Below are 21,381 nucleotides of genomic sequence, written 5' to 3' on the forward strand. Positions count from 1 at the left end.
CGGATGATGACCCTGCGATCCCGCATCGAAGAAAAACTTGTCGAAGCCTTCGCACCCGAACGCTTGAGCGTCATCGACGAAAGCCATCTGCATGCCGGCCACCAGCCTGACATCACAGGCACCGGCGAAACCCACATGCGGGTGAGGATCGTTTCGGCAAAATTTGCCGGCCTCTCCCGCCTGGCGCGCCACCGGGCGATCACCGACCTGTTGAAACCGGAGCTCGATGCCGGCCTGCACGCGCTGGCCGTCGAACCGGCGGCACCGGGTGAACCCACCCGCTGGTAGCGGCCCAGCAGCCTATATGGGTATAAGGCGCAGGCAATCCAACCGGATCACACCGGTTTCGTATCGTCTTCCTGCGCGGGGCGGATGCGCAGCTTGGTGATGCGGTTTTTCTCCCGCTTCATGACGACGAAACGTTTGCCGTAGAAGGTGAAGGCCTGACGCTCTTCCGGGATGGTCATCGATTCATGGATGACGAGGCCGGCGATGGTCGTCGCCTCCTCGTCGGGCAGGTTCCAGTCGAGCGCGCGGTTGAGATCGCGGATCGGCACACTGCCATCGACGACGACCGAGCCGTCCGCCTCCTGGCGCACGCCCTGCATCTCGATATCGTGCTCGTCGGAAATGTCGCCGACGATTTCCTCGAGAATATCCTCCAGCGTGACGATGCCCTGAACCTCGCCATATTCGTCGACGACGACGGCGAAATGCTGCTTGCGTCGCAGGAAGGCGTTGAGCTGGTCCTCGAGATTGGTGCTGTCCGGCACGAACCAGGGCTTCTGCGCGATCTTCACGATATCGAGATTCTGCGGCTCCATGTGCGGTTCGGCAAGCGCCCGCAAGAGATCCTTGGCGTGGACGACGCCGATGATGTTGTCGATCGTGCCGCGCCACAGCGGCATGCGCGTATAGGGGCTTTCGAGAATGGCGCGCACCACCGCTTCCGGCGGATCGTCGGCATTGATCGCCCGCATCTTGGTGCGATGGACCATGATGTCGGAGAGTTCCAGCTGGCTGAGGTCAAGCACGCCGCCGAGGCGGTCGCGGTCGGCCTTCACTACCGATCCCTCGCGGTGCAGGAGATCGACGGCGCCGCGCAGCTCCTCATGCGCCGTCAGCATCGAAACTTCCCGCGAAAGATTGATGCCGAACAGCGCCAGGATCCGCCGCACAAGCGCGTTGACGAAGGAGGACACCGGGCCGACGATGGCGACGAAGAGTCTCGTGGGAAATGCGACGGCAAGCGCGAAGCGTTCCGGCGCCGAGATCGCCCAGCTCTTCGGCAGCACTTCGGCGAAGATGACGAGGATGATGGTCATGGCGAGCGTCGCCAGCGCCACGCCCGAACTGCCGAACAGCCCGAGGAAGAGGCTGGTGGCGATCGAGGAGGAGAGGATGTTGGCAAGATTGTTGCCGATCAGCAGCGTACCGATCAGCCGGTCGCGCCGTTCGATCAGCTGACGGACGAGGCCGGCGCGTTCGTCGCCGTTGACCTCAAGCGTGTGGATACGGCTGCGCGAAACGGCGGTGAGCGCAGTCTCCGTGCCGGAACAGAAGGCGGACATCAGTACGAGCGCCATGATCGAAAGGATCTCCGGCCAATAGGCCGCGACAAATGTCAGAACGCCTTCGATCGTCGTCAAGGATGTTTTTCCCTGAGAAAACTGAGCACTTCGGATGCCGGAACATCGTCGGCGACGAAGGACTGGCCGATACCGCGCGTCAGGATGAAGGTGAGCTTGCCGCTCTTGACCTTCTTGTCCTGTGCGATCGCCTCCATCAGCGATTCCGCCGGCGGCAGCTCGCCAGGAATTTCGGCCATGGTAGTCGGCAAGCCGACCTCCTTCAGATGCCGCTCGACGCGCCGTGCATCGTCGGGACTCGCAAGATTCATTCGTGCGGAAAACTCATGCGCCAGCACCATGCCGATCGACACGCCTTCACCGTGCACGAGGCGGCGGCTGTCATAGGCGGTCGCCGCTTCCAGCGCATGGCCGAACGTATGGCCGAGATTGAGCAGCGCCCGCTGGCCGGTCTCCCGCTCGTCGGCAACGACGACATCGGCTTTCGCCTGGCAGCTGGCAGCGATTGCCTCAATGCGGGCGGAGCCGCCTGTAAACACCGACTTCCAGTTCGCTTCCAGCCAGGCGAAAAAATCCGGTTTGTCGATCAGCCCATACTTTGCGATCTCGGCGTAACCTGCGCGGAATTCTCGCTCGCTCAGTGTATTCAGCACCTCCGTATCGGCCAGAACCAGGTCCGGCTGATGGAAGACGCCGATCAGATTCTTGCCATGGCGAGGGGAATTGATGCCGGTCTTGCCGCCGACGGAGGAATCGACCTGCGCCAGCAGCGAAGTCGGCACCTGCACGAAGCGCACGCCGCGGCGGACGATGCCGGCCGCAAAGCCAGAGAGATCACCGATCACACCGCCGCCGAGCGCGATCACGCAGTCGTTGCGCTCGACGCGGGCTTCGAGCACATTGTCGCAGACATCGATGAGGTGTTCGAAGCTCTTCGTCTTTTCGCCGGCCGGCAGCACGACCTCGGCCGAGACAATACCTGCCGCATTCAGGCTTGCGGCGAGGGTCTCGAGATAGAGCGGTGCGACATTCTCGTCGGTGATGATCGCCGCCTTGCGGGCCTTGAGACGCGAGGCGATCTCGGCGCCGGCCCGCCCAATCAGCCCCGGCCCGATCAGGATGTCATAGGCGCGCTCGCCGAGCGGCACATGCACCGTCTGGACTGATGAGGTGGAGCTTATCGCATTCATGATGCTGCACTTTCTTTCTGTTCGACCACGGCCTTCAGCACCTCGTCTGCCATGATTTCCTTGCGCACATCACGCGAGAGTACGGTGAGATCTGCCTGCGCATAGATCGGATAACGCGCGTTCATCAGGTTTTCGAGGGTCTGCTTCGGATTTTCGGTCTTGAGCAGTGGCCGCGTGTCACGCTTGTTGACCCGCTCCCAAAGCACGTCGAGGTCCGCCTTCAGCCAGATCGAAAGGCCGCCCTTCTTGATATGCCTGCGCGTGCGGTCGTTGATGAAGGCGCCGCCGCCGGTGGAGACGACACGTGGTCCACCCTTGAGGAGCCGTTTCATCACCCGCGTTTCCAACGCCCGGAACTCTTCTTCGCCATAGGCTGCGAAAAGTTCGGCGATCGTCATGCGCGACACCCGCTCGATTTCATGATCGCTGTCGATGAAGGGAATGCCGAGTTGGCTGGCGACGATGCGCCCGACGGAGGATTTGCCGGCGCCCATCAGCCCGACGAGGACCAGATTGCGTGAACCGAGCGCAGCGCGAGCTCTGTCTTTCAGGCTGTCAGCAACGGTCAGCAGCGGTTCACTCATCGGTCCATTCACACTTTGTTTGCAAACCGTATCGACAAATGCAGGTGGAGCGTCAAGTCGCGGACAAGGGAATCATGGCTTGAATAGCGCTTCTTGCACTTGCGAATACGCTTCTTATAACAGAAGCAGAGCATGAAGGAGTTGCCGGATGCCGACCCTGTTCCGTTTCCTGTTCTTCTGCGCGATCCTCGCCGGGACGGTTTACGGAGCGATGTGGGCGCTCGTGACCTTCGTCGAGCCGCAGCAGCGCGACGTGACGATCCGTATTCCCTCCGAGCGGGTCAACCCGCCGGCGACGGGCACGATCAACACGACAGGGAAGTGAGTGAGATGATGGATCTAAGCCGCGTCCACGTGGAATCCTTCCTGGAAATGATGAGCGCCGAACGTGGCGCTGCCGCCAACACCCTGCAATCCTACCAGCGCGACCTCGACGATGTCAGCGCTTTCCTGAATGGCCGCAGCATAAGGTTGACCGAAGCCGCCTCGACCGACCTGGCCGCCTATCTCGCCTCGCTGGCGCGCCAGGGCTTCAAGCCTTCCTCGCAGGCACGCCGGCTTGCCGCCATGCGGCAATTCTACAAGTTCCTCTATGCCGAGGGCCTGCGGACCGACGACCCCACCGGTGTTCTCGACGCGCCGAAGAAGGGGCGTCCGCTGCCGAAGACGATGGGGGTCGAGGAGGTCGGCCGCCTGCTGTCCCAAGCGCAGGCCGAGGCCGACGATCCGGCCCCCGGCCAGTTGCAGCGCCTGCGCATGCTGGCGCTGCTGGAGCTGCTCTATGCCACCGGCATGCGCGTCAGCGAACTCGTCTCGCTTCCCGCCCGCGTGCTCGACCAGGAGGGCCGCTTCCTGATGATCCGCGGCAAGGGCAACAAGGAGCGGCTGGTGCCGCTGTCGCATTCGGCGATCGCAGCCCTGAAGTCGTATGGGCGCCTGCTGGCGGCCGAAACCGCCGCGGCGAAGGAGCCGCTGGAAAGCGCCTGGCTGTTTCCCGCCGCCTCCAAGGAGGGATATCTGCCGCGCCAGGTCTTCGCACGCGACCTCAAGAACCTGGCGATCCGCGCCGGCCTGACGCCGTCGCTGATCTCGCCGCACGTCATGCGCCACGCCTTTGCCAGCCACCTGCTTGCCAACGGAGCCGATCTGCGTGTCGTGCAGGAACTCCTCGGCCATTCGGACATTTCGACCACACAGATCTACACACATGTCCTCGAAGAGCGGCTGCAGCAGCTCGTCCAGACGCATCACCCCCTTGCCAAACAGGCGAAAAAGCACGAATAGGACCGGCGACAAGGGGCGGAGCCAGGAAAACGCCCCGCGGCACAAGGAACGGAAACGCACCTCATGCACAATTATCTCGACTTCGAAAAGCCGATCTCCGACCTCGAAGGCAAGATCATCGAGCTGAAGAAGCTCGCAACGGAAGACGAGAGCATCGACACCACCGATGAAATCGGAAGGCTGGAGGTTCGCGTCCGCGAGGCGATCGTCGAAATCTATTCCAAGCTCAATGCCTGGCAGAAGACGCAGGTCGCCCGCCACCCGCAGCGCCCGCATTTTATCGATTACGCCAAGACGCTGTTTCAGGAATTCACCCCGCTTGCCGGCGACCGCAAGTTTTCCGAGGACGCCGCCATCCAGGCGGGCCTCGCCCGCTTTCGCGGCCAGCCCGTCGCCGTCATCGGCCAGGAAAAGGGCAACGACACCAAGACGCGCCTGAAGCACAATTTCGGCAGCCCACGCCCTGAAGGCTACCGCAAGGCGATCCGCATTCTTGAAATGGCCGACCGTTTCGGCCTGCCTGTGATTTCGCTGGTGGATACGGCCGGCGCCTATCCCGGTGTCGGCGCCGAGGAGCGCGGCCAGGCCGAGGCGATCGCCCGTTCGACGGAAATGTGTCTCGGCGTCAAGGTTCCCCTCGTTTCCGTCGTCATCGGCGAGGGCGGCTCGGGCGGCGCGATCGCGATTGCCACCGGCAACAGGGTCTATATGCTCGAGCATTCGATCTACAGCGTCATTTCGCCGGAAGGGGCGGCCTCCATCCTCTGGCGCGATTCCACCCGCGCCCGAGAAGCGGCCACCAACATGAAGATCACCGCCGAAGACCTGAAATCGCTCGGCGTCATCGACGGCATCATTTCCGAGCCGCTCGGCGGCGCCCATCGCGACCCCGACAGCGTCATCGCCGCAACCGGCGACGTGATTGCCAATGCGCTCGGCGAAATGGCATCGCGTTCCGGCGAACAGCTGCGCAATGAGCGGCGTCAGAAATTCCTCAATATGGGGCGCAACCTCTAAGGCAAGTTGCGCTTTTCAGCGATTGGGGCCAAATCTTGGCCACATTGATATTATCTGTAACATTCGCGCTTGCGGGGATGTTCGAGGCACGTCATAGGCTGGTAAGGTTTTATAAAGTATAAGCCGCCTATGATTCCTTCCAATGCCCGAACTCCATAGGCGGACCGGGTCGCACTATCTTTATGGGCTAGTTTGGATGCGCATACGTCATTTTGCCTATGTTTCCCTCATGGCGCTGGCTCTCACCGGCTGCAATGACGCGTTGGAAACCGCGCAGGTCGATCTCTCCAAGGTCAAGAACAAGGTCGAGCAGCCGCTTCCTCCCCATATCCTCAACGCCATGGCCGCCAAGGGCATGGACCGCAATTCGCCCATCATGATCCGCATCTTCAAGGAAGAAGGTGCAATGGAGATCTGGAAAGCGAAGACCGACAACCGTTTCGACAAGATCGCCGATTATAAGATCTGCGCCTGGTCCGGCCGCCTCGGTCCGAAGGTCAAGACCGGCGACCGGCAGGCGCCGGAAGGCTTCTACGAGCTGACACGCGCCAACCTGAACCCGAATTCCAAATATTATCTGGCGATCAACACCGGCTTCCCGAACCGCTACGACGCGGTGAACGGCCGCACCGGCTCCGATCTGATGATCCATGGCGCCTGCTCGTCCTCGGGCTGCTATTCGATGACCGACCAGCAGGTGCTGGAGATCTACGCCTTTGCCCGCGACGCTTTCAAGGGCGGCCAGTCGACGGTGCAGCTGCAGGCGTTTCCGTTCCGCATGACGGCGGAAAACATGGTCAAGCATCGTCTCGACCCGAACAATGACTTCTGGAAGATGCTGAAGGTCGGCTACGACAATTTCGAAGTGACGAAGCGCCCGCCCGAGGTCAATGTCTGCGAGAAGAAATACGTCTTCAACCAGCAGGCAACCGATGGCGGGGCCTTCAATGCCGCCGGCAAATGCCCTGCCATGTCGACGCCGCCGGCACTGACAGCAGCCCTTGCCTCCTACGGCAAGACCTATGACGCCGAATATGCCAAGGCGATGAGCAAATATGACGGCATGGCCTGGTACGACCCGTCCGAAGCCGAGCGCAAAGCCGTGGTCGCCAAGACGCGCAAGGGCCGAGAACTGGCTTATGCCCCGACTGGCACCTCGCTCGAAGCCGGCCGCATGGTCAAGGTCGCCGAACTCGAAGAGCTGATGGCCAAGCGCACGACGCAGAGCCTCACCGCCAACTCCGCGGCCGGCGCCACACCCGCAACGCCGGCCCAGCCGCAGGCAACGAGCGTCGCCGCCGCGACACCTGCGGTCGTGCCGGTGCCGATGCAAAATCCGCTCGCTTATGCCGCGCCCGCGCCCGAACCGCAGGAGACGGCAGAAGCCGCGGCAAAGAAGCCGTTCTGGAAATTCTGGGCGCGGAACTGAACGGCTTGAACCCCGTTCTCTATGATCTTCGCGGCCTGAAATGCCCATTGCCCGTGATGAAGACACGCAAGAAGCTTGCCGCCCTGGCAAGCGGCACGCTCATCCTCGTCGACACCAGCGATCCGCTGGCGGTGATCGACATGCCGCATTTCTGCAATGAGGACGGCCACGACCTGATCGAGACGGAAAAGACTGAGAGCGGTCATCGCTTCCTGATCCGCAAGCGGTAAAACATGTCGCCAGCGCATCGGCCTGAGAATCGGACGCGATAGGAACGACGCGGCGCGCTATTAGATTCGCAAACCCGGAATGGCGAGTGGATTGTCGGACAGCGCCTGACGATCCGGTGTGTCGATCCGCGGCTTGCCGAGGAAGGCGTCAAAGAGATCCTTCACGAAGGCCTCAGACAGGTCCTTGGTGATCAGCACCATACGGGTGCGCCGGTCTTGCGGATCCGGCCACGCCGGCAGCCGCACCGGCGGGTGGAAGATACTCTGGACGCCGTGCAGCACCAACGGCCGTTCCGGCCGGTCGGAGACGGAGACGATCGCCTTCATCCGCAGCAGCTTTTCGCCATGAGCCGAGCGCAAGAGATCGACGAACATTTCGAGCGCCATTGGATCGATCGGCTTCTCTTCGACGATGGAGAAAGACCGGATAGAAGCATCGTGACGATTGACGTCGTGCGGATCCTGACCCGCATGGCCGTGATCATGGCGGCGGCCATGGTGGTGGTGACGGTGATCGCCATCGTGAGCCTGACCGTGGCCGTGAGCGTGGTGATGCGCCTCATGCGCATCCTCATCCCGCAGCCAGCGGCCGACATCGGCGATCTTCGTCGCCGGATCATAGAGCCCGTTCACCAACACGGCGGCGCTGCCGGCCTCGGCGCCGTCGGCATCCATCATCGCCGCGCGCGGATTGAGCGTCCGCAAGCGCTGTTCCAGCTCCGCCGTTGCGCCGGCCATCGATGTCTTCGAGACGATCAGCCGGTCTGCGACGGCCGCCTGCTTGCGTGCTTCCTCGTGATTGTCGAGCGTCTGCAGTCCGTTGACCGCATCGACGACCGTCACGACGCCGTCGAGTTCGAAATTTGTGGCAATGACCGGATTGCCCATGATCGCCTGCATGACGGGCGCCGGATCGGCAAGGCCAGTCGTTTCGATGACGACGCGCTTCACCGGCTTGACGCGGCCCGTCTGCACGGCGTCCATCAGGTTCGCCAGTGTATCGACAAGCTCGCCGCGCACGGTGCAGCAGAGACAGCCATCGGACAATTCGATGATCGAATCGCCGGAACTTTCGACCAGCAGATGGTCGATGCCGACATCACCGAACTCATTGATGATGACAGCCGCATCCTTCATGTCGGGGTCTTTGAGGATACGGTTCAGCAGCGTCGATTTGCCGGCGCCGAGAAAGCCGGTCAAAATGGTGACCGGAATCCTGTCGTTGAACGCGCTCATATCTGCCTTACCTTGGAAGCCATCTTGTCTTAGAACGCGGTCGGGCGCGGCAGCGGCACCGGCACGTTGGCGATGCCGCCAGCCGTATCGCCGGTCGCCACCTTTTCCGGCTGCTGCGGCGGCTGCGGGTCCTGCCCCGGAATGAGCCCGGCGAAGACGAATTGCGGGTCGTGGTCCATTTCCAGAATATAGGGCGAGTGCACCTTCATGCGGCCGACCTCGTCGCGCGTTTCGCTGCGTATCTTGGCGCCCTTGGCGCTGCAGATATCGGCGGTGATGTCGGTCACTTGGTCTTGTCCCGGCCCGTAGGGCTTCAACGAACCGAGCGTGTCGCTGCCGGGAAACTGCGTCGTAAAGCCCTTCTGCAACAGGTTCGCCGTCGCATCGGCACGCGCCGCGAGACTGTCCGTGCCGAGCACGACGGAAACAAGCGTGCGGCCGTTGCGCGTCGCCGAACCAATCTGGTTGAAGCCCGAGGCGCAGATGAAACCGGTCTTCATGCCGTCGGCGCCAGCGAAACGGCCGATCAGCATGTTGAGGTTCGGGACGTTCTGCTGGCCGGTGGTGAATCCTTCAAGCGCGAAATAGCTGGCATATTGCGGAAACTCGCGGCGCAGCGCCACCGTCAGCACCGCAAGGTCGCGCGCCGTGGTGTACTGGCCTTTGCCGGGCAGACCGTTCGGATTGACGAAGTGCGAATCCGTCATGCCGAGCTTCAGTGCCTCGCCGTTCATCCGGGTCACGAAACCTTCCTGCGTACCGCCAATGGCTTCTGCGACCGCAACCGCAATGTCGTTGGCTGACTTCACCATCAGGATCTTCAAGGCACTGTCGAGCGTCAGCTTCTGGCCCGGCTTGAAATACATCTTGGCGGCCGGTTGGGCGGCGGCGCGTTTGCTCATGACGATGGGCGTATCGAGGCTGATTTGACCGGCGCGGATCGCATCGAAGACGGTATAGACGGTCATCAGCTTGGTGAGCGAGGCCGGATACCACTTGCGGAAGGCTTCTTCGTGTTCGAGTACGCGGCCTGTCTGCACGTCGACGAGAATATGCGGATTGGCCTGAACGAGCGAAACCGAGGCGACAAAAGCGGCAGTCGCGGCAATCATGAAACGAAACGGCCGCATGGCGGCAAACAAACGGAAGTGGCTCGTCGACACGGTTCGTCCTTCAGATGTCCGGAAAATCTCGCAACCTTCATCTATCTAGCCTATATGGCTATGACATGGCAAAGGTCATTGACGAAGTATTTGCATGGGCCTCACGCCCTTTTGAAGCGACGAGTGATTGTCGGGATTTGATAACAGGAACGCCAATATGCCGATTTTGAACAGAGCCGCGGAATTGCAGGACGAAGTCGCCGAATGGCGCCGCCATATCCACGCCCGGCCCGAGCTTCTTTTCGCAGTGGAAAACACGGCCGCTTTCGTCGCTGAAAAACTCAAGGAATTCGGGGTCGACGATATCGTCACCGGCATCGGCCGCACCGGGGTCGTCGGCCTGATCAAAGGCAACGGCGCAGGCCGCCGCACGATCGGCCTGCGCGCCGACATGGATGCCCTGCCGCTTACCGAAGTCACCGGCAAGCCCTGGGCCTCGAAGACACCCGGCAAGATGCATGCCTGCGGCCATGACGGCCATACCGCCATGTTGCTCGGCGCCGCGAAATATCTCGCCGAAACCCGCAATTTCAACGGCAATGTCGCCGTCATCTTCCAGCCCGCCGAAGAAGGCGGCGGCGGCGGCAATCTGATGGTCAAGGATGGCATGATGGAGCGCTTCGAAATCGAAGAGGTCTACGGCATGCACAACCTGCCGGGCCTGCCTGTGGGACAGTTTGCGATCCGCAAGGGCGCCATCATGGCGGCGACCGACGAATTCACCGTCACCATCAAGGGCCGCGGCGGCCACGCCGCCCAGCCGCACCGGACGATCGACCCGATCGCCATCGCCGCCCAGATCGTCGCCAACCTGCAGATGATCGCCTCGCGCACCGCCGATCCGATCAGCTCGGTCGTCGTCTCGGTGACCAAGTTCAATGCCGGTTTTGCCCATAACGTCATCCCCAATGACGCGACCTTCGCCGGCACAGTCCGCACGCTGGACGCCGACATGCGCACACTTGCCGAAACGCGCTTCCGGCAGATTATCGAAGGCCTGGTCGCAGCCCATGGCGCCGAGGCCGAGATCAGCTTCAATCGCAACTACCCCGTCACCATCAACCATCCCGATGAGACCGAGCATGCCGTCGCCATCGCCAGCGCCATTGCCGGTGAGGCGAACGTCAATGCCGAAATCGATCCGATGATGGGCGGCGAGGATTTTTCCTATATGCTGAACGCCCGCCCTGGCGCCTTCATCTTCATCGGCAACGGCGACAGCGCCGGCCTCCACAACCCGGCCTACGACTTCAACGACGAAGCCATAGCCCACGGCATCTCCTACTGGGTCCGCCTTGCCGAACAACGCTTGGGTCTCTGATAAGAATTAAGACTTGGCTTCGCGCCAAGCCTTTTGTATGCATGGCATCCAAGTGGTCCCGTAGCTCAGCAGGATAGAGCACCAGATTCCTAATCTGGGGGTCGCGCGTTCGAATCGCGCCGGGATCACCATTTTTCAAGCGCTGAGCCATATGGCCACTGCGGGAATGGGTGGAATGACTGATCTCGTCTTGTAGATCACCGCCGAACGGCTTTGCCCCGTATTAAGCTCGCGGTACCTGACGATAGGCTCCTCGTCTCCTTATGATCCGCCGTGCCCCTAGCCCCGGCAGCGCCGCCACCACCCATCCGCCGGCAAAACCGATTACGCCCCAGACGAGGCCGGCAAAGCTCATCGGCACTCCAGGCACGAAGTCGCGCCAGGTATTGGCGAAAACCACATCATCCGCATTCCTCAGCAGCACGAAGGGCTTGGCGACCGGGGCGGCGGTGCCGAGTTTCAGTTGCTGCGACTGCAGTGCTTCGTAACGGGTAATCGTGCTCTGCATCGAGACGCCGCGGTCGCGCAGGAAATCGTCGGAAGATTGGGCATAGGCGTTCAGCGCCTGCTCGCGGTCGAGCTGATGCTGGGCGGCTTGGCGGTTGAAGTCCTCGACGATGATACGCAGTTCATCGATCGCCCCGCCGATCCGCTGGCGATATTGCTGCGCAAATTCCGGCGCCTGCGAAAAGACCGTGCCGCCGGCAAGTCCGGCGGCAATGGCGATGATCCTTGCAATCTGTCCCACGATCGTGGCCTCCGGCTGTTTCCTGCGCTAACGATCCGCGGCCGCAAAGGTTTCTGCCTTCGACACAATCGGTAACGCTATGTGATTGAACCGGCGGCGCTTCCGGCGAGTTGAAACTATGACCAACTCAGAAAGAGAGGCTCGTCATGAAACAGCTCATTCTTGCTTGCACGCTCGCTGCAGCGTCCGTCCTTTCCGCCATGCCGTCCCAGGCGGCAAGTGTCACTATCACCACGGATAACCCGCGTCCTTATTATAGCGATTCGGAAGGGCCCTATTATCGCTACCGCCCCTACTACCGCCATCACATGATGCGCCGCGTCTCCGAGGATTGCTTCACCAAGACGGAAAGAATCCGCCGTCACGGCCATACGATCATCAAGGAGACCCGGATCTGCCGATAAGGCAGTGTCTATGCATGAAAAGCCCGGGCATTGGGGTCGGGCTTTTCCTTTGATTTCGCCAAGAGGAACTTCGCAACATCGGCCGCGTTTATCGCGAAAACGGGAGAACTCATCATGCGTATCAAGATGACTCTTTTGGCAATCGCCTATGTCGCCGTCAGCGCTCTGCTGCTCGCCATCGCCTATCACCCGCAGGGACCGGTGACAACAGCGAAGACCGATCGCTCGGCCGGCTCATCCTTCCTCGTCGAGCGATTCGCCGGTTAACCGGCCAAGCCGGCGTAACGCCGTGATAGCGTCGGCAAGGCCGGCGCTCGCAAGCGCGGGCAAGTTTCGACAGTGTCAGTGCGGCTCTCCCACAGCAGACCCGCCGAGCAGGATTCGGTTCTGCACCGCAGTCACGCCTTCGACTGCCCTGGCGACGGCGGTTGCCCGCTCGATCTCCCCGACAGTACCGACGGTGCCTGTCAACACGACCTGATCTTCCTCCATCGTCACTTTCACATCCGACGCATCGATGCCGCCGGCAATTGCCAAAGCATTGGCGACGGCGGCCTCGAGAGATGCGCGATTGGCGATCTCCGCTTCCACTTCGGGCGCAAGCCCGTGAAATGTCGGCTCTTTGAAAACCATATTCCGTTCCTCCGAAAGACCTGAAGAAGAAACGCCATCGGCCTCGTTTGGTTTCCTGCGTTACCAGCTGACGCGATAACGGAGATTGACGCTGCCGGCCTCATCGGGAGAAAACGGATTGCTGACCGAGGCATCGAGGTTGAGGTTCGGCAGGATCGCCTGGTTGACCGCCACCGTGCTCGAGAAGTCGCCGCTCGCATTGCTGACGCCCGCGCCGGCCGAAAGCGAGGTTCCAGTCCAGGGATGGATCAGCTTCAGCGCCTGTGACGCCGTCACCGAAGTCTCCCTGGCGTCGACCGGATCGTAACGGACGCTGACGGAGCGGCTCGATTGCATGTCGAGCGAATCCGAGAGAATCCAGCTGCGCGAGCGGCTGAGTGTCAGCGCGCCGCTGCCGCGCAGCGTATCGACGCTGACCCTGGCCCCCTGCTGCGATTGGCCTGCCGGCGTGACGCTCGTCTTGGTGATCCTGCCCCAGAGCATGGCCTGTTCGGAATCGGGCAGCGGCGCACCGGCTTTTGTCGCTGCCAATGCGACGTCGGCACCAGCGCTCGTTTCCCATTCCGCCGGCAGACGAAAACCCATTGTCGCCTTGTACGATCGATCCGACACTTTGGCAGGCGACCAGATCAGCAGGTCGTCCGCCTTTGCAGCCACGCTCAGCGAAGGCACGGTGGCAAGAAGAATGATGGCTATTCTGAATATCGTCATGTGATCCGATCGTTTGCCCTGACACGTGCCGGCTCATCGAATGGCACGATACCGCACCAAAGTGCTCGCAGCGAACGCGAACGGGCAGCACGGCCAAGCCGTTCATCCCGATGTAATCCTCGATTTAATGTTGGCCGAAAAAGCCGAGGGCAGCCAAGTGCCCGTTTTTCAATAGCCGCCGCAGCGCCCCGATTACCCATGCGCCGACGAGAGGCCGCAGGGGAATCACATCCCTTCAGGAATGTCATAAGGATCCCATCCCGCTGCCGCTCTGTAAACCCCTACAGGGCTGATATCTGCTGCACCGCACACTTGCCGCACCCTCCAAACCCTAGTAGAGCCTGAGCCCACGAGAGACATTTTTCGCGAAATTCCAAATGATGACCGGCAAAACCGCGCCGCGGCGCCTCAGCATCTTCGGCTCGACCGGGTCGATCGGCCGTAATACCCTCAATGTTGTCGAACATCTGGGCGGGCGGGAGAACTTCGAAATTTCCGTTCTGACAGGCAACGGCAATGTCCAGCTGCTCGCCCGGCAGGCCAGATCCTTCGGCGCGCGGTTGGCGGTGACCGCAAACGACCGGCATTATGAAGCGCTTAAAAACGAACTTTCCGGCAGCGGCATCGCGGTGGCGTCGGGCAAATCCGGCCTCATGGAAGCAGCCGACCGCGAAGCCGACTGGGTGATGGCGGCAATCGTCGGCACCGCAGGTCTGGCGCCGACGCTTGCAGCCGCACGCCGTGGCGCCGATATCGCCCTTGCCAACAAGGAATGTCTGGTCTCGGCCGGCGATCTCTTCATCGGGGCGATCCGCGCCGGCGGCGGCAGGCTGCTTCCCGTCGACAGCGAGCACAATGCGATTTTCCAGGTGCTGGAAGAAAACCAGCGCCATGCCGTCGAGCGTGTCATCCTGACCGCCTCGGGCGGCCCCTTCCGTACCGCCTCCTTGAAGGAGATGGCCGATGTGACGGTGGAAACCGCCCGCGCCCATCCGAACTGGTCGATGGGCTTGAAGATCTCGATCGACAGCGCCTCGATGTTCAACAAGGCGCTGGAGATGATCGAGGCCCGCCATCTGTTCGGGCTAAGGCCCGAGCAGATCGAGGTGATCTTCCATCCGCAGTCGATCATTCATTCCATGGTCGGTTATACCGACGGCTCGGTGCTGGCCCAGCTCGGCGCACCTGACATGCGCACCGCCATCGGCTATGCGCTGTCTTTTCCGCGCCGGCCGAACCTGCCGGTCGAGCGGCTGGATTTCGCCAGGCTCGCGAGACTTGATTTCGAGGCGCCGGATGAGGTGCGGTTCCCCGCCTTGCGGCTGGCGCGTCTTGCGATGACGCGCGGCGGCGTTCAGGGCGCGGTGCTGAACGGCGCCAAGGAAGTGGCGCTGGAGGCCTTCATCGATGGGCGCCTCTCCTTCCTCGCCATGGCCGAAGTCACCGAAAGGGTCATGGACGACCTGGCCGGCCTGCCGCCGGCTGCCGGCATGGACGACGTTTTCAACGCCGACCGGCAAGCCCGGCAGCGAGCGGCGGCGCTGATGAAACTCGATCTCGTCGGGTGAGGGTCCGGGCGGCTACAGCTATCGCAGCCGATTACCGCCCTCATCGAACAATCGGCAATTCGACGGCTCGAACTGCAGGCTGACCTCTTCGCCGGCCGCAATGCTGGTCGGCGACCGGTGCTCGACGGTGAGCGACTGGCCATCGCCGAGCTGGCAGTAGAGATACTCCGTTCCGCCGAGATACTCCGAAAAATCGACCCTTGCCCTCAGGCTGCCAGTGAGCTCGGGCGCCACCTTCAGATGCTCCGGCCGCAGACCGAGCGTCACGGCTGCACCGGCCGGCCTTTCTTTCGGCAGCAGGCCGCTTTCGACGCGCCCGCCGGCAACGTCGACCAGACCGTCTTCGCCCCATCGGGCATTCAGCAGATTCATCCTCGGCGAGCCGATGAAGCCCGCCACGAATGTATTCGAAGGATTTTCGTAGATTTCCCGCGGTGTCCCGGCCTGCTCGACGCGGCCGTCGCGCAGCACGACGATCTTGTCGGCGAGCGTCATCGCCTCGGTCTGGTCATGCGTGACATAGATCATCGTGTTGCCGAGCTCGCGATGAAGGCGGGCGATCTCGATGCGCATGGAAACACGCAGTTCCGCATCGAGATTGGAGAGTGGTTCGTCGAACAGGAAAACATCCGGCTCGCGCACAATCGCCCGGCCGATCGCCACACGCTGGCGCTGGCCGCCGGAAAGCTGGCCGGGGCGCCGGTCGAGCAGATGGTCGATCTTCAGGATCGCCGAGGCTGCCTTGACGCGCATCTCGATCTCGGCGGGACTGGTGCGCGCCATCTTCAGTCCGAAGGCGAGGTTCTCGCGCACGCTCATATGCGGATAGAGCGCGTAGGATTGAAAGACCATGGCGATGCCGCGCTCGGATGGATCGAGATCGGTGACGAGCCGTCCCTTGATCTCGATCTCCCCATCGGTCACATCCTCCAAGCCAGCGATCATGCGAAGCAACGTCGATTTTCCGCAGCCGGACGGACCGACGAAAACGACGAATTCGCCCTCCTCGATCGTCAGGTCTATGCCGTGCACCACCTGCAGATTGCCATAGCTCTTTCGCACGTCCTGAAGGACGACGCTCTTGTTGCCCATACCGTTCGTCATCCCCAAACGACCTACTTGTCCGCCTGGACCCAGACAAGCATCTCTCCAGGCGCGCGGTTGTCCCAGAGATGATAGGGCACGAAGCGTGCGGTGGCGACCCGCCTTTCGGCCGGCGCCTTGCGGTAGAGCGAATTGCCCCAATTCGATGTTTCCTCACGCTCGACCTTGAGATCGAGGGCGACGGCATCATTGAGGTCCTTCAGCACGACGGTTTCGGCAGCCGGGAGTTCGCGGGGCAGAACGATGGCGTTGAGATCTTTGCCATTGTCCGTTGTTTCCACGCAATAGACGAGCGGACCGCGCATCAAGGCGACGCGGCCGGCATCCTGGCGCACTTTCGGATTGGCATATTGCGGGCGAAGCGCCAGCGGCAGGTAGAGGGCCACCTTATCACCGTCCGCCCATTCGCGGTCGATCCGCGCATATCCATCGCGGACATGGGCACCGAGGTCGAGCATCGCCGCGTTGACGCTGAGGGTTGCGCCCTCCGCCCAGTCCGGAATGCGCAGCGACAGCGCAAACCGGGCCGGCTTTCTCAGCCTGGCAGTGAAGGCGACGGCGCCGTCCCACGGATAGTTGGTAGCCTGTTCCAACTCCACCTCGGCGCCGTTGGCAAGCTTCAGCCGGGCGGTGCTTTCGCCGTAGAGATGCACGGCGATCTCATCATCGGCAACTGCATACATGTATGAGCCGATCGACGTCACCAGACGGGCGATGTTCGGCGGGCAGCAGGGGCAATGGTGCCATTTCCAGCGGTGGTGCTTGCCGGCACTTTCCAGCGGGTTGTCATAGAAGAAGGTCTTGCCGTCTGTGGAAAGACCCGGCAGCGCGCCGTTATAGAGCGCCTGCTCCATGACGTCGGCATAGCGCCGGTCCGGCCCGCGCCCGAGCATGCGGCTTGCCCAGAAGACCAGACCGACAGAGGCGCAGGTTTCCGCATAAGCTGTATCATTGGGCAGGTCGTAATAATCGGTGAAGCCTTCATTGGACGCGGCCGGGCCGATGCCCCCGGTGATGTACATCTGCTTGGTGGTCAGATCGTCCCAGAGCGTTTCCAGCGCCGTTGTCAGGCTGTCGTCCTTGTATTCGGTGGCGATATCGGCCATGCCGGAATAGAGATACATGGCGCGCACAGCATGGCCGACGACCTTCGTCTGTTGGCGTACCGGCAGGTGCGCCTGGCCATATTCATAGGTCTTCTGATGGAAGTCGGCAGCGCTGCGGCCATCGCGAGCAGCCTCGGCCGTGAAGAAGTGCGGCTCGGTGCCGCGTTCGTCGATGAAGAATTTCGAGAGGTCGAGATATTTCTTCTCGCCGGTCACGCGGGCAAGTTTGACCAATGCCAGCTCGACTTCCTCATGGCCGCAATAGCCTGGTATCTGCCCCTCGCCATGACCGAAAACCTTGATCATGTAATCGGCGTAGCGGCACATGATATCGAGCAGCTTCCGCTTGCCGGTCGCCTGATAATAGGCGACCGCGGCTTCCATGAGATGGCCGGCGCAATAGAGCTCGTGATGGTCCCGCAGGTTGGTCCAGCGGCGGGATGGCTCGACGCGCTGGAACCAGGCGTTCAGATAGCCGTCCTTGTCCTGCATCCTTTCATACATGTCGATGATCTCGTCGGCCCGCGCCTCGAGCTTCGGGTTCGGCCGGCGATAAAGCGAATAGGCGATCGTCTCGATCGACTTGCCGAGGTCGGAATCCCAGAACATCTGCGTCGTCCCGCCCCAGGGCTGGATGGGAATGACGACGCCCGGGCTCGGCTGGCTGACGTCGATCGCCTTCAACATCCCGGCTTCGACGCAGCGGTCGAGCAGGGTCTCGGCGGTCGAATTGCAGACGGCATCCTGCCACTTGCCCCAGAAGCCGCCGAGCTCGACATCGGGAACGGCGACGGGGCGAAACTGGCGGTCGTTGCTTGACTTGGTCATGGGCTCCACTTTCCCTAGAGCATGATGCCGAAAAGTGTGAGCGGTTTTTCCGGACGACATCATGCTCTAACTCTCTAATTTAGAACAGGATTCGAATTTAAGGACCGACCCGGCCTTAAATCATCCTGTTCGAGGTCATTTCACCGCGCCGGCCATCAGCCCGCGCATGTAGTAGCGTTGCAGGAGCAGGAAGACGATCAGGCAGGGGATCGTCATGACGACGACACCGGCCTGCACCGCTCCCCAGTTGATGGCGCCGAGCCGCCCGGCGCGGACCGCCGTCATCAGCACCGGCAGGGTGTATTTCTCATTGCTGGAAAGCAGCACGAGCGCGGCGAGAAACTCGTTCCACGCATTGAGGAAGGCAAAGATCGCCACCGTCGCGACGCCTGGAAGTACCAGCGGCAACAGAACGCGCGCCAGCAGCCTGAGGTCGCGCGCGCCGTCGATGCGGGCGGCCTCTTCGATCTCCTTCGGCACAGCATCGAAGGCGTTCCGCATCATGAAGACGGAGAAGGGCAGCTGCAGCGTCACATAGACGAGCGTCAGCCCGAGCAGCGAATTGTTGAGGCCGAGTTTTGCCAGGATGATGAAGAGCGGCGTCAGGATCGACTGGAACGGGATCATCAGCGTGGCGATGATCAGCACAAAGAGTGCATTCTTCATCGGAAACCGGTAACGCGAGAAACCGTAGCCGGCGAGCAGGCTGACGACGACGGTCAGCACGACGGTCGCCACCGAAACGAACAGCGAATTGATCATGTGCTGCCAGATGCCGGCCCCGAACGTATCGAGCAGCGCATAGGCATCGAAGCTGACGCCGGATGTCGGCCACGGCGGCAAGGGCGGCAGGCTGGCTTCGGTACCCGGCCGGAAGGAGGCGAGCAGCGTGATCGCGAAGGGCGCCAGGAAAAAGATCGAGATGGCGATGCCGGTGAGATGATAGGCCGATTTCGTACGGATGGCCTTGCGGGCGCGGCGTTGCCTTGACGTCGTCATGGACGCTCCTCCCCGACGCGAAGCAGCCAGAGCTGCACGATGCTGATGGCGACCAGGATGGCGAGAAGCGCGATCGAAAGCGCTGCGCCGTAACCGAGATTGAACGAAACGAAGGACTGGTTGAAGATGTAATAGACCACCGAGATCATCTTGTTCTGCGGTCCACCGGCCGTCATGATGTAGAACTGGTCGAAGGCGAGGATCGAGCCGGTGACCGAGACGATCAACGCCAGCGCGATCGTCTTACGCATCAGCGGCAGCGTCAGATGCCGGAAACGTTGCCAGCGGCCGGCGCCGTCGATGCGGGCTGCCTCCGTCAGCTCGGACGGAATGGCCTGCAGCCCGGTCAGCAGAATGATCATGGTGAAGCCGGCGATCTTCCAGACGACCATCACCACAACAGTCAGGAAGGCTGTGTCGAAGGTCGCAAGCAGATTGGGGCTCTTTTCCAGAAGACCGAGTGCCTTCAAGGCCGGGCCGATGAAACCGCTATCGACATTGGCAAGCCAGACCCAGAGCAGCGAGGCTGTGGCAAGGCCGACCACAACAGGCAGGAAGATGATCGTGCGGTAGGCGCTGACGAACTGCCTATCCCTCTCGACGAAGATGGCCAGCGGAAAGGCGATGGCGAAGATCGCGATGGTGACGATCACGGTGTAATAGGCGGTGAAATTCAGTGCCGCCATGAAACGAGTATCGTTGAACATGCGGAAATAATTGTTGAAGCCGATCCAGCGCGACGCTCCCATCAGCGGCCAGTTATGAAGGCTCATCCACCCAGTGAAGAGAACCGGCATGACGAAGAAGACGATGACCAGCGCCATCGCCGGCGCGATGTAGGCAAGGCCGCGCCAGTTGGATCTGCGCCGACGCTTGCGCCGAGGCAATAGGGTCTCTGAACCGGAACCGGTCATCAATCGCTCCGCATCTGTCTATGGAAATTGGCCGGGAAGCTGCCACCGCTCCCCGGCCGCGGCCTTGGGAGAGTTATTGGCCGCTATCGATGATCGACTGCATTTCCGACTGGGCGCTGGAGAACGCACCGTCGACGTCGTCGCCGAAGATCGCCGCGTTGGTGAAGCTTGCCCACGGACCATTGGCGCTGTTGATGAGGTCGTTGAACTGCAGCGTATAAGGGGTCTTGGCGACACTGATCGCCTTGAGGCCGACTTGCATTCGCGGGTCGAGGCCCTCAAGCACCTTGTCGGCGATGTCGCCGCGTGTCGGTAGGCTGCCATATTTCGCCATGATCTTCTGGCCGTCCATCGAATAGATATATTCAAGGAACTCCTTCACCGCGTCGATCTTCTTCGTGCCCTTGGTAATGACGAAGTTGTCGCCGCCGGCAAAGGACGACGGCTTGCCGTCGACGCCGGGAATGAGGGTCACGCCGAAATTGATCTCGGGATGCTGAGTCACCAGTGTGCCGATAGCGAAGGCACCGAGGCTTTGCTGGCCGATCTTGCCATTGGTGAAGGTCAGGAAGTTCGTACCGTTGTCGCTGGCCGCACCCGCCGGCACCAGGTCCTTCTTGACCATGTTGCGGTAGATATCGACGGCCTTGCGCATCTGAGGCGTATCGAGCGTCGCTTTCTTGCCGTCGGCCGACAGGATATCGGCGCCGGCACCCCAGGTGAGCGGGGTGAAGGTGAAGATCATGCAGCCGCCACAGCCGCCGCCGGAGAAATAGAAGCCGTAGGTATCGTCACCGAGAGCCCGGATCTTCTCCCCATTGGCGGTGATTTCGTCCCAGTTATCAGGCGCCTTTTCCGGGTCGAGACCGGCCTTCTTGTAGAGATCCTTGTTCCAGGCGAAGACCGATGTTTCGACGGAAAGCGGCAGCCCGTAAATCTTGTCCTGATAGGTGCCGAGGCGGACATGCGACGGCGAAAGCGAGTTGAAATAGGGAAGCGACTTCGCCCAATCCGTCAGGTCTTCCAGCTGTCCGGCCGCGGCAAAGGCAGGATTGTAGATGAGGTCCATCGACAGGGCATCTGGCGCCTGTCCGCCGGCGATTGCCGTCGCATATTTCTGCACCAGCTCGGAGAACGGCACTTCGGTCATCACGACCTTGTTCTCATGGCTGGAATTATAGGCTTCGACGACCTTCTTAAAGGCATCGCCAATCCCCGATCGGACCCACATTTCGACGTTCTCGGCAGCCGATGCAGCCGACACCAGGCACAAGGTAGCGATGCCGGTCGCCGCCAATAGACGCTTGATCATGACACTCCTCC

The 21,381-nt window shown here is 61.6% G+C and carries 23 protein-coding genes and 1 tRNA gene; 11 read left to right on the forward strand and 13 right to left on the reverse strand.

Annotation, left to right across the window (positions count from 1 at the left end; all coding sequences use genetic code 11):
* The first annotated feature begins 3 nt into the window (after window positions 1-3).
* Window positions 4-288 carry a BolA family transcriptional regulator gene (locus J7U39_RS25080; RefSeq protein WP_210632900.1) on the forward strand — a complete coding sequence of 95 codons (285 nt, stop codon included), beginning with the start codon at window positions 4-6 and terminating at the stop codon, window positions 286-288.
* A gap of 47 nt (window positions 289-335) precedes the next feature.
* Here J7U39_RS25080 and J7U39_RS25085 read toward each other — a convergent pair whose 3' ends face one another.
* From J7U39_RS25085 to J7U39_RS25095, 3 genes are read right to left on the reverse strand one after another with little or no spacing between them, the layout of a single operon-like run.
* Window positions 336-1,649, reverse strand: a complete 1,314-nt coding sequence (locus J7U39_RS25085) for an HlyC/CorC family transporter (protein WP_210632901.1) — start codon at window positions 1,647-1,649, stop codon at window positions 336-338.
* Window positions 1,646-2,779, reverse strand: a complete 1,134-nt coding sequence (gene aroB, locus J7U39_RS25090; protein WP_210632902.1) for a 3-dehydroquinate synthase — start codon at window positions 2,777-2,779, stop codon at window positions 1,646-1,648. The genes J7U39_RS25085 and aroB overlap by 4 nt, the downstream gene beginning before the upstream one ends.
* Window positions 2,776-3,363, reverse strand: a complete 588-nt coding sequence (locus tag J7U39_RS25095) for a shikimate kinase (protein ID WP_210632903.1) — start codon at window positions 3,361-3,363, stop codon at window positions 2,776-2,778. The genes aroB and J7U39_RS25095 overlap by 4 nt, the downstream gene beginning before the upstream one ends.
* 148 nt (window positions 3,364-3,511) lie before the next feature.
* Here J7U39_RS25095 and J7U39_RS25100 point away from each other — a divergent pair, with 148 nt between their 5' ends.
* The 5 genes from J7U39_RS25100 (at window position 3,512) to J7U39_RS25120 (ending at window position 7,323) form a co-directional block, all read left to right on the forward strand.
* Window positions 3,512-3,688: a hypothetical protein gene (locus J7U39_RS25100; RefSeq protein ID WP_210632904.1), complete on the forward strand. Its 177-nt coding sequence runs from the start codon at window positions 3,512-3,514 to the stop codon at window positions 3,686-3,688.
* A 5-nt stretch (window positions 3,689-3,693) separates the two neighbouring features.
* Window positions 3,694-4,647: a site-specific tyrosine recombinase XerD gene (gene xerD / locus J7U39_RS25105; protein ID WP_210632905.1), complete on the forward strand. Its 954-nt coding sequence runs from the start codon at window positions 3,694-3,696 to the stop codon at window positions 4,645-4,647.
* Window positions 4,648-4,710: 63 nt separating this feature from the next.
* Window positions 4,711-5,664 carry an acetyl-CoA carboxylase carboxyltransferase subunit alpha gene (locus J7U39_RS25110; protein ID WP_210632906.1) on the forward strand — a complete coding sequence of 318 codons (954 nt, stop codon included), beginning with the start codon at window positions 4,711-4,713 and terminating at the stop codon, window positions 5,662-5,664.
* 196 nt (window positions 5,665-5,860) lie between these two features.
* Complete coding sequence (locus tag J7U39_RS25115) at window positions 5,861-7,093, forward strand: murein L,D-transpeptidase family protein (RefSeq protein ID WP_210632907.1); 1,233 nt, start codon at window positions 5,861-5,863, stop codon at window positions 7,091-7,093.
* 5 nt (window positions 7,094-7,098) lie between these two features.
* Window positions 7,099-7,323, forward strand: a complete 225-nt coding sequence (locus J7U39_RS25120; protein ID WP_210632908.1) for a sulfurtransferase TusA family protein — start codon at window positions 7,099-7,101, stop codon at window positions 7,321-7,323.
* A gap of 60 nt (window positions 7,324-7,383) precedes the next feature.
* Here J7U39_RS25120 and J7U39_RS25125 read toward each other — a convergent pair whose 3' ends face one another.
* Both J7U39_RS25125 and J7U39_RS25130 read right to left on the reverse strand, forming a co-directional pair.
* Window positions 7,384-8,559 carry a GTP-binding protein gene (locus J7U39_RS25125; protein WP_210632909.1) on the reverse strand — a complete coding sequence of 392 codons (1,176 nt, stop codon included), beginning with the start codon at window positions 8,557-8,559 and terminating at the stop codon, window positions 7,384-7,386.
* A 29-nt stretch (window positions 8,560-8,588) separates the two neighbouring features.
* The gene (locus J7U39_RS25130) at window positions 8,589-9,722 is read right to left on the reverse strand and encodes a D-alanyl-D-alanine carboxypeptidase family protein (RefSeq protein ID WP_210632910.1); all 1,134 of its coding nucleotides are present in this window, start codon (window positions 9,720-9,722) and stop codon (window positions 8,589-8,591) included.
* Between the two features lie 157 nt (window positions 9,723-9,879).
* Here J7U39_RS25130 and J7U39_RS25135 point away from each other — a divergent pair, with 157 nt between their 5' ends.
* Both J7U39_RS25135 and J7U39_RS25140 read left to right on the forward strand, forming a co-directional pair.
* The gene (locus tag J7U39_RS25135) at window positions 9,880-11,043 is read left to right on the forward strand and encodes a M20 aminoacylase family protein (protein ID WP_210632911.1); all 1,164 of its coding nucleotides are present in this window, start codon (window positions 9,880-9,882) and stop codon (window positions 11,041-11,043) included.
* A 54-nt stretch (window positions 11,044-11,097) separates the two neighbouring features.
* Window positions 11,098-11,174 (forward strand) — tRNA-Arg (locus tag J7U39_RS25140).
* A gap of 92 nt (window positions 11,175-11,266) precedes the next feature.
* On the opposite strand, the gene J7U39_RS25145 is transcribed toward J7U39_RS25140, so the two are convergent.
* On the reverse strand, window positions 11,267-11,791 hold the full coding sequence (locus J7U39_RS25145) for a DUF2937 family protein (protein ID WP_210632912.1): 525 nt from the start codon (window positions 11,789-11,791) through the stop codon (window positions 11,267-11,269).
* 146 nt (window positions 11,792-11,937) lie between these two features.
* Between J7U39_RS25145 and J7U39_RS25150 the strand changes: the two genes are divergently transcribed.
* Together J7U39_RS25150 and J7U39_RS25155 are read left to right on the forward strand one after the other, a co-directional pair.
* On the forward strand, window positions 11,938-12,195 hold the full coding sequence (locus J7U39_RS25150; protein WP_210632913.1) for a hypothetical protein: 258 nt from the start codon (window positions 11,938-11,940) through the stop codon (window positions 12,193-12,195).
* A gap of 114 nt (window positions 12,196-12,309) precedes the next feature.
* Entirely contained in the window at window positions 12,310-12,462 is a 153-nt protein-coding gene (locus J7U39_RS25155) for a hypothetical protein (protein ID WP_210632914.1), read from the forward strand.
* Between the two features lie 75 nt (window positions 12,463-12,537).
* Here the strand turns inward: J7U39_RS25155 and J7U39_RS25160 are convergent, their stop codons facing one another.
* Window positions 12,538-12,828: a BON domain-containing protein gene (locus J7U39_RS25160; protein WP_210632915.1), complete on the reverse strand. Its 291-nt coding sequence runs from the start codon at window positions 12,826-12,828 to the stop codon at window positions 12,538-12,540.
* A 60-nt stretch (window positions 12,829-12,888) separates the two neighbouring features.
* Window positions 12,889-13,539 carry a hypothetical protein gene (locus J7U39_RS25165; protein WP_210632916.1) on the reverse strand — a complete coding sequence of 217 codons (651 nt, stop codon included), beginning with the start codon at window positions 13,537-13,539 and terminating at the stop codon, window positions 12,889-12,891.
* Between the two features lie 377 nt (window positions 13,540-13,916).
* Between J7U39_RS25165 and dxr the strand changes: the two genes are divergently transcribed.
* Window positions 13,917-15,107, forward strand: a complete 1,191-nt coding sequence (gene dxr, locus J7U39_RS25170) for a 1-deoxy-D-xylulose-5-phosphate reductoisomerase (RefSeq protein WP_210632917.1) — start codon at window positions 13,917-13,919, stop codon at window positions 15,105-15,107.
* A gap of 18 nt (window positions 15,108-15,125) precedes the next feature.
* On the opposite strand, the gene ugpC is transcribed toward dxr, so the two are convergent.
* The 5 genes from ugpC to J7U39_RS25195 all read right to left on the reverse strand — a co-directional run bounded on the left by ugpC (window position 15,126) and on the right by J7U39_RS25195 (window position 21,370).
* Complete coding sequence (gene ugpC / locus J7U39_RS25175; protein ID WP_210632918.1) at window positions 15,126-16,211, reverse strand: sn-glycerol-3-phosphate ABC transporter ATP-binding protein UgpC; 1,086 nt, start codon at window positions 16,209-16,211, stop codon at window positions 15,126-15,128.
* 11 nt (window positions 16,212-16,222) lie between these two features.
* Window positions 16,223-18,145: a glycoside hydrolase family 127 protein gene (locus J7U39_RS25180; RefSeq protein ID WP_210632919.1), complete on the reverse strand. Its 1,923-nt coding sequence runs from the start codon at window positions 18,143-18,145 to the stop codon at window positions 16,223-16,225.
* Between the two features lie 135 nt (window positions 18,146-18,280).
* Entirely contained in the window at window positions 18,281-19,144 is an 864-nt protein-coding gene (locus J7U39_RS25185; RefSeq protein ID WP_210632920.1) for a carbohydrate ABC transporter permease, read from the reverse strand.
* The gene (locus J7U39_RS25190; protein ID WP_210632921.1) at window positions 19,141-20,058 is read right to left on the reverse strand and encodes a sugar ABC transporter permease; all 918 of its coding nucleotides are present in this window, start codon (window positions 20,056-20,058) and stop codon (window positions 19,141-19,143) included. Before J7U39_RS25190 ends, J7U39_RS25185 begins: the two co-directional genes overlap by 4 nt.
* Window positions 20,059-20,131: 73 nt before the next feature.
* Window positions 20,132-21,370, reverse strand: a complete 1,239-nt coding sequence (locus J7U39_RS25195; RefSeq protein ID WP_210632922.1) for a sugar ABC transporter substrate-binding protein — start codon at window positions 21,368-21,370, stop codon at window positions 20,132-20,134.
* Window positions 21,371-21,381 lie beyond the last annotated feature (11 nt).

Origin of the sequence: Rhizobium sp. NLR16a (genome assembly GCF_017948245.1) — a bacterium.
GTDB lineage: Bacteria > Pseudomonadota > Alphaproteobacteria > Rhizobiales > Rhizobiaceae > Rhizobium.

Bases quoted from the DNA above. Each gene is read 5' to 3' on its own strand.
- J7U39_RS25155 (WP_210632914.1), top strand. From the start codon at position 12,310: ATGCGTATCAAGATGACTCTTTTGGCAATCGCCTATGTCGCCGTCAGC.
- J7U39_RS25080 (WP_210632900.1), top strand. From the start codon at position 4: ATGATGACCCTGCGATCCCGCATCGAAGAAAAACTTGTCGAAGCCTTC.
- aroB (WP_210632902.1), bottom strand. From the start codon at position 2,779: ATGAATGCGATAAGCTCCACCTCATCAGTCCAGACGGTGCATGTGCCG.
- J7U39_RS25095 (WP_210632903.1), bottom strand. From the start codon at position 3,363: ATGAGTGAACCGCTGCTGACCGTTGCTGACAGCCTGAAAGACAGAGCT.
- J7U39_RS25100 (WP_210632904.1), top strand. From the start codon at position 3,512: ATGCCGACCCTGTTCCGTTTCCTGTTCTTCTGCGCGATCCTCGCCGGG.
- ugpC (WP_210632918.1), bottom strand. From the start codon at position 16,211: ATGACGAACGGTATGGGCAACAAGAGCGTCGTCCTTCAGGACGTGCGA.
- J7U39_RS25110 (WP_210632906.1), top strand. From the start codon at position 4,711: ATGCACAATTATCTCGACTTCGAAAAGCCGATCTCCGACCTCGAAGGC.
- dxr (WP_210632917.1), top strand. From the start codon at position 13,917: ATGATGACCGGCAAAACCGCGCCGCGGCGCCTCAGCATCTTCGGCTCG.
- J7U39_RS25195 (WP_210632922.1), bottom strand. From the start codon at position 21,370: ATGATCAAGCGTCTATTGGCGGCGACCGGCATCGCTACCTTGTGCCTG.
- J7U39_RS25165 (WP_210632916.1), bottom strand. From the start codon at position 13,539: ATGACGATATTCAGAATAGCCATCATTCTTCTTGCCACCGTGCCTTCG.
- J7U39_RS25150 (WP_210632913.1), top strand. From the start codon at position 11,938: ATGAAACAGCTCATTCTTGCTTGCACGCTCGCTGCAGCGTCCGTCCTT.
- J7U39_RS25135 (WP_210632911.1), top strand. From the start codon at position 9,880: ATGCCGATTTTGAACAGAGCCGCGGAATTGCAGGACGAAGTCGCCGAA.
- J7U39_RS25115 (WP_210632907.1), top strand. From the start codon at position 5,861: ATGCGCATACGTCATTTTGCCTATGTTTCCCTCATGGCGCTGGCTCTC.
- J7U39_RS25180 (WP_210632919.1), bottom strand. From the start codon at position 18,145: ATGACCAAGTCAAGCAACGACCGCCAGTTTCGCCCCGTCGCCGTTCCC.
- J7U39_RS25125 (WP_210632909.1), bottom strand. From the start codon at position 8,559: ATGAGCGCGTTCAACGACAGGATTCCGGTCACCATTTTGACCGGCTTT.
- J7U39_RS25185 (WP_210632920.1), bottom strand. From the start codon at position 19,144: ATGACGACGTCAAGGCAACGCCGCGCCCGCAAGGCCATCCGTACGAAA.
- J7U39_RS25160 (WP_210632915.1), bottom strand. From the start codon at position 12,828: ATGGTTTTCAAAGAGCCGACATTTCACGGGCTTGCGCCCGAAGTGGAA.
- J7U39_RS25190 (WP_210632921.1), bottom strand. From the start codon at position 20,058: ATGACCGGTTCCGGTTCAGAGACCCTATTGCCTCGGCGCAAGCGTCGG.
- xerD (WP_210632905.1), top strand. From the start codon at position 3,694: ATGATGGATCTAAGCCGCGTCCACGTGGAATCCTTCCTGGAAATGATG.